This window comes from Dactylosporangium sp. NPDC005572 (genome assembly GCF_040605515.1).
Lineage (GTDB): Bacteria > Actinomycetota > Actinomycetes > Mycobacteriales > Micromonosporaceae > Dactylosporangium.
Genome location: NZ_JBEXCY010000258.1, coordinates 1 through 15,013 on the forward strand (window position 1 = coordinate 1; position 15,013 = coordinate 15,013).

General features: G+C 72.9%; 13 protein-coding genes. 6 read left to right on the forward strand and 7 right to left on the reverse strand.

Going from position 1 to position 15,013, the window contains the following annotated elements; all coding sequences use genetic code 11:
• Both ABZS66_RS54560 and ABZS66_RS54565 read right to left on the reverse strand, forming a co-directional pair.
• Nucleotides 1-2,133, reverse strand: a 2,133-nt coding sequence (locus tag ABZS66_RS54560) for an AAA family ATPase (RefSeq protein ID WP_354771671.1), incomplete at its 3' end; no start/stop codon positions are given.
• A gap of 146 nt (nt 2,134-2,279) precedes the next feature.
• On the reverse strand, nt 2,280-2,672 hold the full coding sequence (locus tag ABZS66_RS54565) for a pilus assembly protein CpaE (protein ID WP_354771673.1): 393 nt from the start codon (nt 2,670-2,672) through the stop codon (nt 2,280-2,282).
• 152 nt (nt 2,673-2,824) lie between these two features.
• Here ABZS66_RS54565 and ABZS66_RS54570 point away from each other — a divergent pair, with 152 nt between their 5' ends.
• From ABZS66_RS54570 to ABZS66_RS54580, 3 genes are all read left to right on the forward strand, one after another.
• Nucleotides 2,825-4,108: an ABC transporter substrate-binding protein gene (locus tag ABZS66_RS54570; RefSeq protein WP_354771675.1), complete on the forward strand. Its 1,284-nt coding sequence runs from the start codon at nt 2,825-2,827 to the stop codon at nt 4,106-4,108.
• A 62-nt stretch (nt 4,109-4,170) separates the two neighbouring features.
• Entirely contained in the window at nt 4,171-5,091 is a 921-nt protein-coding gene (locus ABZS66_RS54575) for a sugar ABC transporter permease (RefSeq protein ID WP_354771677.1), read from the forward strand.
• The gene (locus ABZS66_RS54580; protein WP_354771679.1) at nt 5,088-5,909 is read left to right on the forward strand and encodes a carbohydrate ABC transporter permease; all 822 of its coding nucleotides are present in this window, start codon (nt 5,088-5,090) and stop codon (nt 5,907-5,909) included. Before ABZS66_RS54575 ends, ABZS66_RS54580 begins: the two co-directional genes overlap by 4 nt.
• A gap of 1 nt (nt 5,910) precedes the next feature.
• Here ABZS66_RS54580 and ABZS66_RS54585 read toward each other — a convergent pair whose 3' ends face one another.
• The 5 genes from ABZS66_RS54585 to ABZS66_RS54605 all read right to left on the reverse strand — a co-directional run bounded on the left by ABZS66_RS54585 (nt 5,911) and on the right by ABZS66_RS54605 (nt 12,406).
• Nucleotides 5,911-7,233: a CotH kinase family protein gene (locus ABZS66_RS54585; RefSeq protein WP_354771681.1), complete on the reverse strand. Its 1,323-nt coding sequence runs from the start codon at nt 7,231-7,233 to the stop codon at nt 5,911-5,913.
• Entirely contained in the window at nt 7,233-7,910 is a 678-nt protein-coding gene (locus tag ABZS66_RS54590; RefSeq protein WP_354771683.1) for a DUF4956 domain-containing protein, read from the reverse strand. Before ABZS66_RS54590 ends, ABZS66_RS54585 begins: the two co-directional genes overlap by 1 nt.
• Nucleotides 7,907-8,689 carry a polyphosphate polymerase domain-containing protein gene (locus ABZS66_RS54595; protein WP_354771685.1) on the reverse strand — a complete coding sequence of 261 codons (783 nt, stop codon included), beginning with the start codon at nt 8,687-8,689 and terminating at the stop codon, nt 7,907-7,909. The genes ABZS66_RS54590 and ABZS66_RS54595 overlap by 4 nt, the downstream gene beginning before the upstream one ends.
• 58 nt (nt 8,690-8,747) lie before the next feature.
• Complete coding sequence (locus tag ABZS66_RS54600) at nt 8,748-11,222, reverse strand: glycoside hydrolase family 2 protein (RefSeq protein ID WP_354771687.1); 2,475 nt, start codon at nt 11,220-11,222, stop codon at nt 8,748-8,750.
• Between the two features lie 119 nt (nt 11,223-11,341).
• Nucleotides 11,342-12,406: a LacI family DNA-binding transcriptional regulator gene (locus ABZS66_RS54605; protein ID WP_354771689.1), complete on the reverse strand. Its 1,065-nt coding sequence runs from the start codon at nt 12,404-12,406 to the stop codon at nt 11,342-11,344.
• Between the two features lie 45 nt (nt 12,407-12,451).
• On the opposite strand from ABZS66_RS54605, the gene ABZS66_RS54610 reads away from it, so the two are divergent.
• The 3 genes from ABZS66_RS54610 to ABZS66_RS54620 all read left to right on the forward strand — a co-directional run bounded on the left by ABZS66_RS54610 (nt 12,452) and on the right by ABZS66_RS54620 (nt 14,932).
• The gene (locus tag ABZS66_RS54610; protein ID WP_354771691.1) at nt 12,452-13,720 is read left to right on the forward strand and encodes a sensor domain-containing protein; all 1,269 of its coding nucleotides are present in this window, start codon (nt 12,452-12,454) and stop codon (nt 13,718-13,720) included.
• Nucleotides 13,708-14,355, forward strand: coding sequence for a response regulator transcription factor (locus ABZS66_RS54615; RefSeq protein ID WP_354771693.1), 648 nt, complete (start codon nt 13,708-13,710; stop codon nt 14,353-14,355). The genes ABZS66_RS54610 and ABZS66_RS54615 overlap by 13 nt, the downstream gene beginning before the upstream one ends.
• A 187-nt stretch (nt 14,356-14,542) precedes the next feature.
• Nucleotides 14,543-14,932, forward strand: coding sequence for a DUF6582 domain-containing protein (locus ABZS66_RS54620; protein ID WP_354771695.1), 390 nt, complete (start codon nt 14,543-14,545; stop codon nt 14,930-14,932).
• The last annotated feature ends 81 nt before the right edge of the window (nt 14,933-15,013 follow it).

Sequence of the window (15,013 nt, forward strand, 5' to 3'; positions counted from 1 at the left end):
CTGCGCCTCGCGGGTGCGGGCCGGCGGCCAGCTGACGTCGCACGCCCGGTGCCCGCCCGCCGCGAACCCCTCCGTCAGCAGCAGCACCGCGTCGCCGGGCCGCCCGTCGAGCAGCGCGAGCCGGGCCCGGACCTGGTGCAGGCCGCCGGGCAGCGACATGTGCTCGATCCCGGCGAGGTGTACCTCCGCGTCGCCGGCGTCACCGCGCAGCGCGGCGACCATGGCCAGGTTGGTGCGGGCGAACATCTCGGCGACGTGCTCGCCGGTCTCGACCGCGAGCTCGCACGCCTCGAACGAGTCGGCGACGACCCGGTCGAGCTGCCCGAGCCAGATCCGTCCCCAGCCGCCGACTCCGAGCGTCCGGGCGAGCGAGCCGAGCAGGCCCTGCGCGCGGCTCGCGTCGGCCGCGCCGGCGTGCCACCGGGAGGCGCGGGGCAGGTCGCCGAGGACGAACGCGGCGCTGGCGAGGTACCGCAGCTCCTCGACCCCCCGCGGCGCCTGCCGGGCGAGCCGGCGCAGCAGGTCGGCGCCGTGGGCGTCGGGCGCGTTGTACGCGAGGATCGTGAGCCGCCGCCCGTCGTCGGGCCCGATGGGCAGCACGTCGAGCGCGTCGGCGACCGCGGCCCGCTCGGCGGCACCGCCGGCGAGGAAGAAGCAGCGGGCCCCGGCCTGCCAGAGCAGCTCGGCGCCGACGTCGCCGCTGCCGCTCGCCCGGGCGGCGGCGACGAGCTCCTGGATCCGGGGCGCTCCCCCGTCGGGCTCGAACGCGACGGTCTCGGCCAGGCTGAGCAGCCGTCCCCGCCGCTCGGGGTGCTCCAGCGGTTGTCCCTGCTCCACCTGGGTGACCAGCGCGGCGGCCTCGGCGTGGGCGCCCACGCTCGCCGCGAGCTCGGCGGCCTTGACCAGGAGCCCGACGCGGCGCCCGGTGTCGCGGGTCAGCTCTGCGGCCCGGCGCAGGGCGGCGAGCGCGAGCCCGTCGGCCCGCCCGGCCGCGAACGTCTCCAGCCGCAGCGAGAGCCCCTCGTCGGCCCCCGCGGCGGCAGCGGCCCGGTGCCACAGCTGCCGGTGCGGGTCGTCCCCGAGCACCTCGGCGAGCGCGTCGTGCGCGGCGAGCCGCTCGGCGACGCCGGCCCGGGCGTACACGGCCGAGCGCACCAGCGGGTGCCGGAACCGCAGCTCACTGCCGGCGGCGAGCAGCAGGTCGGCGCCGGCCATCTCCTGCACCGTCGCCGCGCCGACGGCCTCGCCGGCGAGCGCGGACGCCGCGAGCCGCAGCCGCCCGGCGTCGCATCCCGGTTCGGCCGCCGCGACGAGCAGCAGGGCCCGGGCGGCCGGGCTGAGCGCCCCGGCCCGCGCGGCGAAGGCCGCCTCAAGCCAGTCGGCGAGCGGCGCGGCGCTCTGCCGGTCGGCCGCCGTCCCCGCGCTCCCCTCGGCAACACTCGCCCCGGCCGTGCGCAGCGCGCGGGGCAGTTCGGCGAGGGCGAGGGGGTTCCCGCCGGCCCGGTCGAGCACCGCGGCCCGGGGACCCGCCGGCAGCCCCGGCACGGCGCCGTCGAGGAGCCGCTCGGCGTCCGGCCGGGCCAGCCCGGCGAGCGTCAGCACGGGCAGCCCCGGCAGCGTCTCGCCGCCGCGCGGGTCGGTCGCCGCGACGACCAGGATCCGCAGGTCACCGATGCGCCGGGCGACGAACGACAGCACGGTACGAGTGGCCCGGTCGACCCAGTGCAGGTCGTCGACGAGCAGCGCGACGGGCGCGGCCTCGGCGAGCAGTTCCAGGGTGGCGAGCGCGACCGCGTAGACGGCGGGCTCCACGTCGTGGCGCCCGAGCGCCGCCCGCAGCGCCTCCTGGTGCTGCGCACCGAGCTCACCGGCGTGCGGAAGGACGGGCTGGAGCAGCCGCCGCAGCCCGTCGTACGGCATCCGCCCCGCCGAGTCCACCCCGGCGCAGCCGGCGACGACGAGCCCGCCGAGCTCGGCGTGGACGGCGGCCAGCAGCGCGCTCTTCCCCATGCCGGCCTCGCCGCGCAGGATCACGGCTGCCCCGTGCCCGCCCCGGGCCCCGTCGGCGAGCCGGCGCAGGACGGCCAGCTCGGCGTCACGGCCGACAAGCTGAGGGGCACCGATGACCGACACGCCCGCCACTTTGACAGACACCGCGGGGGCGATTGGCGTAGATGGCGGTAAATGCCGGGATGCCAAGATGAACTCCGCACTGACAGACAACAACAGCGCAGCGTCAGTCCAGGTCAACCGTCAGTCAACCACCCTGTCAGTACCTGTCACGGGGGCTTGAGCCGGCGCAGGACGGCCAGCGCGTACGTGTCCTCCGGGGTCGCGCCCAGCGCGTCCGGCTGACCGTCCACCGTCACCCGCCAGCCGTCGCCCGCGCGCTCCAGACGGCGGAACCCCTCGCCCAGCAGCGACCGCAGCTGGTCCTCGCGCGGGAACCAGATCGCCTCGTCGCGCTCGATGTCGTCGAGCGCCCACTCCGTCGTCCCGTTGAACCCGATCACCGTCCCGTGCGGGACCTCGTGGATCTGGATGATCATGTCGCTGAGGACGAAGGCCTGGTCGTCCAGGCCGCGGTCCGGGATGCCGAACCGGTCGCCCGGGGCGGGGTCCCACACCAGGCCGGCGGCGCGCAGCTCGTGGGCGAGTTCGACGCTGATCACGCTTCCCATCCTCCCCTGTTACGCGGTTCAGATGCACGCCCAGGGCGGCCCGGCCCGCCATTGACAGCATCAGAGCGCGCACCTACGTTGATGGAACTTATCCGGTTCAGTTCACCGCGCCGACTTCCAACACCCCCTTGAAAGGAATCGACGTGAAGAAACCCCTCGCCGGGCTGCTGGCACTGGCCGCCGCCGCACTCGCGCTCGCCGGGTGCGGCGGCGAAGACGCCGGCGACGACGGCAAGATCGGCGGTGAGATCACCGTCCTGACGCAGCGCACCGACATCGTGAACACGGTCTTCCAGGACTACAAGAAGAAGTTCGAGGCCAAGTATCCCGGGACGACCGTCAAGTTCGAGGCCATCACGGACTACGAGGGCGAGGTCCGGGTCCGGATGAACACCGAGGACTACGGCGACGTCCTGCTCATCCCCAACTCCGTCAACGCCGACCAGCTCCCCGCGTTCTTCGAGCCGCTCGGCAGCGTCGAGGAGCTGCAGGGCAAGTACCGCTTCGTGCGCAACGAGCAGACCTTCGGCGGGAAGGTGTACGGGCTGGCCATCACCGGCAACGCCCAGGGGTACGTCTTCAACAAGAAGATCTGGACCCAGGCCGGCGTCACGCAGCCGCCGAAGACGCCGCAGGAGTTCCTCGACGCGCTCAAGGCGATCAAGGAGAAGACGAGCGCGACCCCGCTGTACACGAACTACAAGGACGGCTGGCCGCTCGGCCAGTGGGAGGGCTCGCGCGGCTCGGTCTCCGGTGACCCCGACGCGGCCATCAAGCTGGGCAAGGACGACAGCCCGTGGGCGGCCGGCAAGGAGCACTTCATCATCGACTCGCTGCTGTACGACGCGGTGAAGGCCGGGTACACCGAGGCCGACCCGACGACCACGAACTGGGAGCAGTCGAAGGGCCTGCTGGGCACCGGCAAGATCGCCACGATGATGCTCGGCTCCTGGTCGATCGTGCAGATGCAGCAGGCCGCGCCGAGCGCGGACGACATCGGCTACTGGCCGTTCCCGAACCAGACCGGTGGCAAGTTCCACACCGTCGTCAGCGGCGACTACAAGAACGCGGTCAACATCCACTCCAAGAACAAGGCCACCGCGCGGGCCTGGGTCGACTGGTTCGCCGACGAGTCGAACTACGCGACCGACCAGGGCGGCGTCTCGCCGCTGAAGTCGGCCGGCATGCCGAAGACCCTGGAGGGGCTGACCGCGGCGCAGACCGAGTTCATCGAGTTCAACCCGGCGCCGAAGGGCGAGGAGGGGCTGGCCGAGAAGATCGGCAACGCGGCCGAGATCGCCCTCTACGACGGCAAGTACCGTCAGGGCATCGTCGACGCGGCCCGCGGCGCGAAGAACCAGTCGAAGGACCAGATCTTCGCCGACCTCAACAAGAAGTGGGCCGACACCCGGGCCAAACTCAAGTAACCTTCGTCGATGCGCGGGCGGGCCGCCCCCGCCCGCGCGAGGCTGCTGGAGAGTCGCCACAGATGCTCACCGCCACCAGACCCGAGGCCCCGGCGCGGGCCCGCCGGCACGGCCGGCCCCGGCGCCGGGCAAGCACCCCGTACGTCTTCCTGCTCGTGCCGCTCACCCTGCTCGTCGTGTTCACCTACATCCCGGTGGTGAACATGTTCTGGTACAGCGTCACCTCCTGGGACGGGTTGAGCCCCACCCAGGAGTTCGTGGGCCTGGACAACTACGTCGAGATCGCCACGCGGCCCGAGCTGTTCGGCGTGCTCAAGGTGAGCCTCTACTACATCGGCGCCTCGGTCGTGCAGATCGTCCTCGCGCTCTACTTCGCCACGATCCTGAGCTTCCAGACCCGCTTGCGGAACCTGTTCAAGGGCATCATCTTCTTCCCGTACCTCATCAACGGCGTCGCCATCGGCATGATCTTCCTGTTCTTCTTCCAGCCGGGCGGGACCCTCGACGCGGCGCTGTCCTCGGTGGGCCTGGGCTCGCTGTCGCAGCAGTGGCTGGGCGACCCCGACGTCGTGAACTACTCGCTCGCCGGGACGTCGGTCTGGCGGTACCTCGGCCTCAACTTCGTGCTGTTCCTCGGCGCGATCCAGTCGATCCCGGCGCACCTCTACGAGGCCGCCGAGCTCGACGGCGCGAACCGCTGGGACCAGTTCCGCCACCTGATCCTGCCCGGTATCCGCCCCGTCGTCGGGCTGTCGTTCATCCTGGCGGTCTCGGGTTCGCTGTCGGTGTTCGAGATCCCGTTCATCATGACCGGCGGCGCGAACGAGAGCGAGACGTTCGTGATCCAGACGGTCAACATGGCCTTCAAGTACTACAAGCTCGGCCTGGCCTCCGCGATGGCGGTCGTGTTGCTGCTCATCATCCTGCTGGTGACGTGGGTGCAGCGGCGGGTCGCGCCCGACGAGAGGGTGGACCTGTCATGATCCGCACGCTGGCCGTCGCGGGGAAGTACCTCTCGCTCGTCGCCGCCTCGGTCGTGGTACTGCTGCCGCCGGTCGTGCTGGTGCTCGCGTCGTTCAAGACGCACGACGAGTTCGCCACGACCGGCCCGTTCGACCTGCCGAGCCACTTCGACTTCGGCAACTACGTCACCGCGTTCACCAAGGGCAACATGCTGCGCGGCTTCGCCAACACGTCGGTCATCCTCGCGGTGTCGCTGGTGGGGACGGTGCTCATCGGGTCGATGGCGGCGTACGCGATCGACCGCTTCACGTTCCGCCTGCGCCGCCTCGTCGTGCTGCTGTTCCTGCTGGCCACCCTGGTGCCCGGGGTGACCACGCAGGTGGCGACGTTCAAGGTGGTCAACGCCCTGGAGCTGTACAACACCCGCTGGTCGGCGATCATCCTGTTCCTCGGCACCGACATCATCGCGATCTACATCTTCCAGCAGTTCCTGCGCGGCGTGCCGATCGAGCTCGACGAGGCCGCCGCGATCGAGGGCGCGGGCCCGTTCACGGTGTACTGGCGGATCATCCTGCCGCTGCTGAAGCCGGCCATCGCGACCGTGGTCATCATCAAGGGCATCGCCATCTACAACGAGTTCTACATCCCGTTCCTGTACATGCCGTCGCAGGAGCTGGGCGTGATCTCGACGTCGCTGTTCCGCTTCAAGGGCCCGTTCGGTGCCCAGTGGGAGGTCATCTCGGCCGGCGTGATCCTGGTGATCATCCCGACCCTGGTCGTGTTCCTGTTCCTGCAGCGCTTCATCTACAACGGCTTCACCGCCGGCTCCGGCAAGTGAGTCAGCCGCGCACGACCTCGTTCGCGGCGAGCAGCTCGGTGCGCCGGGCGATCAGGTCGCGCAGGCGGGCCGCCTCGGCACCGGCGGCGCCGCCGGCCGCGGACGCCACCTTGTCCACCGTGGACAGGGCGAGACCGGACGCGAACAGCGTGCGGTAGAGGTCGCGGTAGGCGCGCTCGTACACCGGCCGGAACACCGCGCTGGCGAGGGCGCGCTCCTTCAGGGCGTTGCCGCCGCGCGGGCCGCCGATGCGGGCCGCGTCGTACGGGCCCTGGCCGGCGTTGCCGCTGAAGGTGAGGTTGTGGTCCCAGGCGACCACGGTGAACCGGCGGCGGGCCAGGTCGTACCAGAGGTAGTAGTTGTGGCCGGGTCCGGCCATGTCGTCGAAGTTCAGCAGCAGGTTCTGCAGCGCGGCGTACCGCGCGAACGCCTCGACATCGACGTGACCGGCGAGCTCCCGGTCGAAGGCGGCGTCGCTCGCCGTGGTCGCCCAGCGGATCAGGTCGATGACCGGCTGGAGGTCCTGGCTGCCCTTCATGGTGACCTGCTTGAAGTCGTCGGCGTAGTCGACCGGGTCGCCGCCCTGGTCGGCGAAGCGGCTGGTGCTCAGCGCCTTGTACAGCACGCCGTCGGCGCCGAGCCGCTCGGCGAACTTCTTGTCGGGGTGCTCGACGACGAGCCGCGCGACGGCCGGCCGGTCGTTGACCTTCAGGCTGGCATAGGTGTACCGCTGGGCGGCCTCGCCGGCGGCCCGCAGCAGTTCCAGGGACACCGCCTCGTTGAGCACGGCGCCGGAGCCGACCCGCAGGGCAATCTCCTCGTGGCCCTGGAAGCGGCGGCCGGCGGCGAAGTGGTCGAAGCTGACCAGCCACGGCAGCGTCTCGGGCTCCTCGGCGCGCAGCGGGGTCCGCGCGAACCCGCCACCACCGAAACCACCACCGCCACCGGGGAAACGACCGCGGGTCTCGCCGTTGCGCGACAGCGCGCCGAGCGTCGAGTTGCCCTTGAGCCGCACCCCGACGCTCGGCACGAGCACGCCGTCGACGACGAGGTCGGCCTCGAGGTACTCCTTGGCGCCCTCCGTGAAGTAGGCGTCGAGCATCCGCTGGTAGTCGGCGTCGCGGAAGGTCAGCCGGAGGCTGTGCGGCCGGTCGGCGTCGAACAGGTCGCCGCGGCCGGCGACGTCGACGTCGACCCGGTCGGTCGCGGCGGCGCCCGGGCTGGTGACGAACGGCCGGATCCGGGCGGTGGCGAACGTGGCCAGGACGACCACGAACGCGGCGCAGGCGGCCAGCAGCCGCCAGTACAACCGGAGCCGGACCATCACAGGTCCGTCTGGTCGTACCCGGTGAGGACGGTCACCCGCTGGCCGGCGTTGTGCTCGCCGAGGGCGGTGATGAGCGCGCCGGGCTCGCGGCCCTTGGCGAGCCGGACCGTGTACATCAATTCGGTGAGTGCGCCGCCGCGGATCGACTCCATGCTCACCAGCTCGAACTCGGTGGTGAAGCGCACCAGCACGTCCTGGATCGCGGCGGTGTAGTCGGCGTCGGGCGGCACCTGCACCTTCACCACCTGCCGCTGGACGTTGAGGGCGAACCAGTTGAAGCGGTACATCACCATGATCACCAGGCTGATGGCGACGGTGGCGACGACGGCCAGGGTGTAGAACCGCGTGCCGGTGGCCATGCCCACGCCCATGACGAGGAAGATGAAGCCGACGTCGCGGGTCTCCTTGATGGCGTTGCGGAAGCGCACCACCGACAGCGCCCCGACGAGGGCGAACGCGCGGGCGATGTTCGAGCCGACGACGAGCATGATGAGCGAGATGAGCATGCCGAGGATGACGAGCGTCTGCACGTAGGACTGGCTGTAGGACACGTTGCGGTGGGTGAACCGGTAGACCCAGCCGACGGCCGCGCTGAGCACGAACGCGAGCGACAGCGCGAGCGCGATGTCGCCGACGCTGAACGTGCCGGACAGGTCCTGGACGTCGAGGTTCACGGCAGCTCCGGGTCGTCGGGAACGTGGAAGATCGAGCGTGGGGCGCGCCCGAAGGCCTCGATGCTCTGGCAGTACTTCGAGACGCGCACCACGGACAGGTTCCGCGCGCCGGCGAGGTCGGTCATCCAGTAGGGCACCCGGTCGTTCGCCTTGACCTCGAGGATCGCCCGGGACCCAGGCACGATGAGCCGGTTCTCGGCGTCGGCGGCGAGGTGGAAGTCGCGGTCCCGCCCGCGCACCCGGTGGTCGACGGTGACCCGCAGGCCGAGGTCGGCGTCGCGGCCGACGAACGCCTCCCGCTGGTAGCCGGTCATCGCGACCGGCCGCAGGTCAAGCCCGCCGACCAGGCCGAGCACCTCGTGCAGGAAGGCCCGCTGCCCGGTGGTGTGCTCGACCATCGCGCGCTCGTCGCAGAGGCGGCGGGCCAGCCGGTACGGCAGGGCGACCCGGCGCTTCTGGGTGACCCGGTTGACCCGCTGCTTGATCTCGACGTAGACGACGGTGTCGTCGCCGACGCCGAAGCGGTCGCCGTAGTGGCGCAGCCGCAGCTTGCGCCGGAACCGCAGACCCTCGATCTTCTCCCAGTAGAACCGCAGCCCGGTGGTGTCGTAGTAGACGCTCCACACGCCGTAGCCGGCCGGGCCGCCGTGGCTGTCGGTGTCGAGCCGGCGGGCGAGCACCTCCCGCAGCGCGGGCACCTCGCTCGCCGCGACGAGATACTTGATCTCGTACCGGTTGAAGGTGCGCAGCGCGTGGCCCGCACGGTCGGGGGTCGACACCGCGACAGTGAACTACGGCAACCTCAGAGTTTCCTGTGAGTCACCTGTCGTTCACGCACTATCGGACGAGGTCGTTGGCGGTGCGGAGCACCGGCGCCGCCGACCACGCTGCCGGGGGCAGCGCCGCCAGGGCCGGCGGGCCGGTGACCACGAACGTCGTCGACTCGCCCGGCAGCAGGGTCACCAGCTGGCGGTCGACCGACGCCGCGGGGTCGAGGCGGTCGGGGAACAGGGTCAGGTCGCGCAGCAGGGTGCGGGCCGTGACCCGGACCGCGACGCCGTCCGCCGCCGGGGTGACCGCGACGTCCGCGGCCGGCGCCGGGTAGGCCAGGTCGACGTCCTCCGCGAACAGCCACAACGCCCGGTCGGCGTCGGCGGTGTCGGCGACGACCACCTCGCCGGCCGGATCGTCGGGGGTGGCGACGTCGGCCGGCAGCGGCACGGTGACCGCGGCGCCCGGCGGCACGTCGACGGTGAGGGTCGCCTTGGCCCGCGGGTCGCCGCCGAAGGAGAGCCGCCGCACGTCGAACGACGCCAGCCACGGCGTGGCCGAGTCGTTCACCACGACCAGCGCCGGGGCACCGGCCGGCTCACCGTCGCGCGGCTGGAGGGTGGCGAAGCGCTCGGCGTAGACGCGGCGCAGCGCGTGCCACAGCGGCTTGCGCCGCCCGTCGCCGTCGATCGCCGACCACGACGTCACCGGCCAGTTGTCGTTGAGCTGCCACACGATCGTGCCCATGCACAGCGGGCGCAGCGACCGGAAGTGGGCGATGCCGAACTCGATCGCGCGGGCCTGGTTGAGCTGCGTCGCCCAGTGCCAGTCGTCGAACGTCTCCGGCGGCGGGAAGTGGCCCTCCAGGCCGCGGGCGAGCTTCTCGTTGCCGCCGCCCGCCTTCTGGTGGTGGGCGATGCCGGGCGACGACGGGGTGAGCGGCTCGTCGCTCACCACGCGGCGCAGCGTTGCGTAGGCCGGCGGGGCCTGGAAGCCGAACTCGGCGACGAACCGGGGCCGGTAGCTGCCGTAGTGGCGGTAGTCCTCGCGGTTCCAGACGTCCCAGATGTGCATCGTGCCGTGCGCCGGGTCGTTCGGGTGCAGGCCCCGCTCCAGCGAACCGTCGCCGGACCACGGGCTCCCGGGCCAGTACGGCCGGGTCGGGTCAGCGGCAGCGACGACGCCGGGCAGCACCCGCAGGTAGTAGCCGAGGCCCCAGGTGCGGCCCTCCAGCTCCTCGGGCCAGCCCCAGTCGTGGTAGCCCCAGATGTTCTCGTTGTTGCCGACCCACATCACGAGGCTCGGGTGGGGCATCAGCCGGACCACCTGCTCGCGCGCCTCGGCGGCGACCTCGGACCCGATCGGGTCCTCCTCCGGGTAGGCCGCGCACGCGAACAGGAAGTCCTGGCCGACCAGCACGCCGAGCTCGTCGGCCAGGTCGTAGAAGTCGTCGCTCTCGTACCGCCCGCCGCCCCACACCCGCAGGTAGTTCACGCCGGCGGCGACGGCCTGGCCGATCCGTTCGGCGTAGCGGGCCCGGTCGACCCGGGTGACGAACGCGTCGTCGGGGATCCAGTTCACCCCGCGGACGAAGACCGGGGTGCCGTTGACCCGCAGCGTGAACGGTGTGCCGTCGGCGTCGGGCGTGGTGTCGAGCTCGACGGTGCGGAAGCCGATCCGCCGCTCCCAGCGGTCGTCCTGCAGAGTCACGACGAGGTCGTAGCGGTGCTGGCCGCCGAGGCCGTGGGGCCACCACAGCCGCACGTCGGGGACCTCGACCGCGACCACGGCCCCGGTCGCCCCGGCCGGCACCTCGACCGTCGCGGTCCGCCCGCCCACCGCGGCCGTGAGGGTCAGCGGCCGGTCCCCCTGATCGCCGGCCCGCTCGATCGTCACGTGGACCTCGACCCGGCCGGTCGTGCCGTCGACCGTGACCAGCGGGCGCACCTCGGCGAGGCGGGCGACGGACCACGCGTGCAGGCCGATCGGCTGCCAGATGCCGGCGGTGACGACGGTGGGACCCCAGTCCCAGCCGAAGTTGCAGGCCATCTTCCGGATGTACTGGAACGGCTCGGGATACGCGTTCGGGCGGGCCCCGAGCGCGTCGCGGACCGTCTCGGCGTAGTCGTAGGCCGAGTCGAAGCGCACGCCGAGCCGGTTGCCGGTGGGGCGCAGCAGGTCGCGCACGTCGAAGCGGTAGCCGCGGTGCATGTTGGCGGTGCGGCCGAGCGTCGTGCCGTTGAGGGTGACGGTGGCGACCGTGTCGAGCCCCTCGGCGACCAGCTGCACCCGGTCGGCGTCGCCCGCGGCCGCGTCGAACGTCGTCTCGTACAGCCACGCCGTGCGCCCGATCCAGTGCAGCCGCTCCTCGTTGTCGTCGAGGAACGGGTCGGGGATGCGCCCGGCGGCCAGCAGGTCGGTGTGCACGCACCCCGGCACCGAGGCGGGCACCGGGCCGTCGACCATGGCGTCCTCCGCGGCCTCCTCAGCGGCGCCGATCGCGCGCAGGGTCCACCCGGTGTGGAGGGGGCGTACAGGCATGCGGTGCTCCTGCCGGACATCGTAACTGAAGCGGATAAGTAAAGGGAACCTGACAGTAGGGCCGACTGTTCGGCAGTGTCAACCAACTGTGGCTGAACCGCTTCGAGCCGGCGTTCGCGTCAGCGGCGGCCGGTGCGCAGCGGGCGGGTCGACTCGCGCGGGTTCAGCGTGCCGGGCGGCAGCGTCGTGTGGCGCACCTCACCGCCGTCGAGCGTGGCCAGCAGCGCCCGCGCCGCCAGCTCCGACTGCCGCGCCGGGGTCTGCTCGACGGCGGTGATCGACGGCATGGTGATCTGGCACAGGTCGGAGTCGTCCCAGGCGACGATCGACACGTCGTCGGGGACGGACAGGCCCATCTCGTGCACGACCTTGAGCGACGCCGCGGCCATGACGTCGTTGTCGAACACCACCGCCGTCGGCGGCTCGGCGCCGGTCATCAGCTCACGCATGGCGCGCATGCCGTCGACCGCGCTGTAGTTGGTGTACAGCACCGAGTATCGCAGCCCGGCCCGCTCGACGGCCGCCGTATAGGCAACGTCGCGCTGGTGGGTGTGGAACAGCTCCTCGGTGCCGGCGACGCGGGCGACCGTGCGGTGGCCGAGGGCGCGCAGGTAGCCGACGATCGCACCGGCGGTGCCGGCCACGTCGGCGTCGACGGTGCTGAACCCGGCCGGGTCGGGGCTGCCGCCGATGACCGCCGCGGGCAGCCCGATCTCCAGCAGCGCGGTGAGCCGCGGGTCGGTCTTGCGCAGGTCCGTGAGGATGACGCCGTCGACGTGCCGGCCGGCCCACCACTTGCGGTAGACGTCGACGGTGTCGTCGATGTCGTCGACGAGGTGCAGCACGAGGGCGATCTGGCGCCGGTTGAGCTCGGCCTCGACCCCGCTGAGCATCTGGGTGAACCACGAGTCGATGACCATCTGGCGGGGCGGGCGCACCAGCACCAGCCCGACCGCGTTGGCCCGGGCGGTGCCCAGCGAGCGGGCCGCGATGTTCGGCGCCCAGCCCAGGTCGCGGGCGGCGGCCAGGACCCGGGCCCGGGTCTGCTCGGAGACGCCCGGCCGGCCGTTGAGCGCGTAGGAGACGGCCGCCTCGGAGACACCGGCGTGGATCGCGACCTGGCGGATCGTGACGCGGGTGGGCGCGGCGGCCTCCGCGCCGTCGTCCTTGCCCGCTGCCGCCACGTCGTGACACTACATGGCGCTGTACGGTCTCCGGGGGAGGTGGGCATGGCGCCCGGAGGATCGCGGGGCCGGTTGCGCGGCGGATTGCGCGGCAGACTGCGCGCCCGGGTCAGGGCCGCCCTCGACGGGGTCGAGCACCTCGCCGGCGGCCTGGCGACCGCCGTCCTCGCCCTCGTCGCGCTGGCCTGGCTGGTGGTCACCGCGGTCGCCTGCCTGGCGGGCGTGGGCCTGCTGCTGGTGCCGTCCGCCCTGCGGATGCTGCGCGCGGTCGCCGACCGGGAGCGGGCCCGGCTGTCCCGCTGGGCCGCGCCGCTCGCCGCGGCCGGGCCCGCGCCGCGCACGCTGCGGGCCGCCGCCGGCGATCCGGTGGTGCGGCGGGAGGCGCTGTGGCTGCCGCTGCACGCGACCATGGGGCTGCTGCTCGGGCTGGCCGGGGTGACGCTGCCGCTGAGCGTGGTGCGGGACGGGGCGTTTCCGCTGTACTGGCAATATCTGCCGGACGGGGAGGCGACGTCCTCGATCGGCTTTCCCGTGGTACACGATCTGCGGGGATCCCTGTGGGTGACCCTCATCGGGGCCGGGTGGGTCGTGGTCCTGCTGCTGCTGGAGCCTGCGCTGGCCGCGGCGCAGGCGTGGCCCGGGCGGCGGCTGCTCGCCCCGGACCCGGCCGCCGACACCGCGCTGCGCATCGCCCGCCCCACCGCCACGCGGGCCGCGGCGCTCGACGCGCACGCCGCGGAGCTGCGCCGCATCGAGCGGTCGCTGCACGACGGCACCCAGAACCGGCTCGTCGCCGTGACCGTGCTGCTCGGCGCCGCGCGGCGGGCCCTGGACCGCGACCCGTCGACTGCGGCGGCCGCCCTCGACCGGGCCCAGGACGCGGCCGAGGAGGCGCTCGCCGAGCTGCGGGCGGTGGTCCGCGGCATCCTCCCGCCGGTGCTCGCCGACCGGAGCCTGCCGGACGCGCTGAGCGCCCTGGCCGCCGGCTGCCCGGTGCCGTGCGTGGTCGACGTGGGGCCGGTCGGGCCGTGCGCGGCGTCGGTGGAGGCGACCGCGTACTACGTCGTGGCCGAGGCGCTCACCAACGTCGCCAGGCACAGCGGGGCGTCCTCCGTGACGATCAGCGTCTCCTTCTCTGGTCTCAGCCTGCGGGTGCGCGTCACCGACGACGGCGCCGGCGGCGCCGACGAGCGGGCCGGCTCGGGGCTGGCCGGCATCCGCGGCCGGGTGGAGGCCCACGACGGCACGTTCGCGCTGGCCAGCCCGGCCGGCGGACCGACCACCCTGGAGGTGACCCTGCCGTGCGGATCGTGATCGCCGAGGACGACCCGCTGCTGCGCGAGGGCCTGGCGCTGCTGCTGCGGGCCGAGTCGCTCGACGTCGTGGCCACCGCGGGCACGCCGTCCGAGCTGCTCACGGCCGTCGACGAGCACGAGCCCGACGTGGCGATCGTCGACGTGCGGATGCCGCCGACGCACACCCACGAGGGCATCGCCGCCGCCGTCGAGGCCCGCCGCCGGCGGCCCGGGCTGGCGGTGCTGGTGCTGTCGGCGTACGTCGAGCGGGCCTTCGCCACCGAGCTGCTCGCCGACGGCGGGGCGCGGCTGGGGTACCTGCTGAAGGAGCGCGTCGGCCGGGTCGAGGAGTTCCTGGCCGCGCTGCACCGGGTCGTCGGCGGCGGCACCGCGATCGACCCGGAGGTCGTCGCGCAGCTGCTCGTGCGCACCCGCGAGGACGCCCGCCTGGACCGGCTGAGCCCGCGCGAGCTGGAGGTCCTGGCCCTCATGGCCGAGGGCCTCGGCAACGCCGCGATCGCGGCGAAGCTGGTCGTCAGCGACGGCGCCGTGCACAAGCACATCCGCAGCATCTTCGCCAAGCTCGACCTCGCCCCGGCCGACGGCACCGACCGCCGGGTGGTGGCCGTGCTGCGCTATCTGGACCGCCGGTAGCGCCCGCACGCTCGCTCGCCCGACGACCTGGCGCCGTCCGGCGGTCCCCCTCGGCGGGACCGCCGGACGGCAATCGGCATGCTACCGGCGCGAATGCCGCGCCGCCGCCCCGAACGCGCTGAGCGGTGGCCGGTCCCGCGCGGGTCACCCGGCGCATGGCGGGGCGCCGGGTGGGTACCAGCAAGGTATGGCTACCCGTAGGAAGCGTTCGAACGAGCTCGATGCCGCGGACCGCAACGCCATGCCCGACAGCGCGTACGCGTTCCCGCGGCTGCGCAAGGAACCGCTCAACGACGCCTCGCACGTCCGCAACGCCATCGCACGGTTCGACCAGGTGCGCGACGCCAGCGACACCGAGCGGCAGGAGGCGTTCCGCCGGATCCGGCGCGCGGCGGCGAGGTACGACGTCGAGATGACCGCCGACCGCTGGCAGGACCTCGGCAGGCCGACCGCCCCGACGAGGTCGGCGGAGCAGGCCGGGTCCCGCGACCAGCTGTACGCCGAGGCGAAGCGCCGCAACATCAGGGGCCGCTCGACGATGACGAAGGACCAGCTGGCCAAGGCGCTCAACCGGTAGCCGGGTCGCGGCGGCCGCCGCGACCCGGCGCGCCGCCTACACGACGTCGAACTGCTCCCAGGGGCCGATCGCGGTGCGGTT

Bases quoted from the DNA above. Each gene is read 5' to 3' on its own strand.
- ABZS66_RS54575 (WP_354771677.1), top strand. From the start codon at position 4,171: ATGCTCACCGCCACCAGACCCGAGGCCCCGGCGCGGGCCCGCCGGCAC.
- ABZS66_RS54580 (WP_354771679.1), top strand. From the start codon at position 5,088: ATGATCCGCACGCTGGCCGTCGCGGGGAAGTACCTCTCGCTCGTCGCC.
- ABZS66_RS54585 (WP_354771681.1), bottom strand. From the start codon at position 7,233: ATGGTCCGGCTCCGGTTGTACTGGCGGCTGCTGGCCGCCTGCGCCGCG.
- ABZS66_RS54600 (WP_354771687.1), bottom strand. From the start codon at position 11,222: ATGCCTGTACGCCCCCTCCACACCGGGTGGACCCTGCGCGCGATCGGC.
- ABZS66_RS54610 (WP_354771691.1), top strand. From the start codon at position 12,452: ATGGCGCCCGGAGGATCGCGGGGCCGGTTGCGCGGCGGATTGCGCGGC.
- ABZS66_RS54620 (WP_354771695.1), top strand. From the start codon at position 14,543: ATGGCTACCCGTAGGAAGCGTTCGAACGAGCTCGATGCCGCGGACCGC.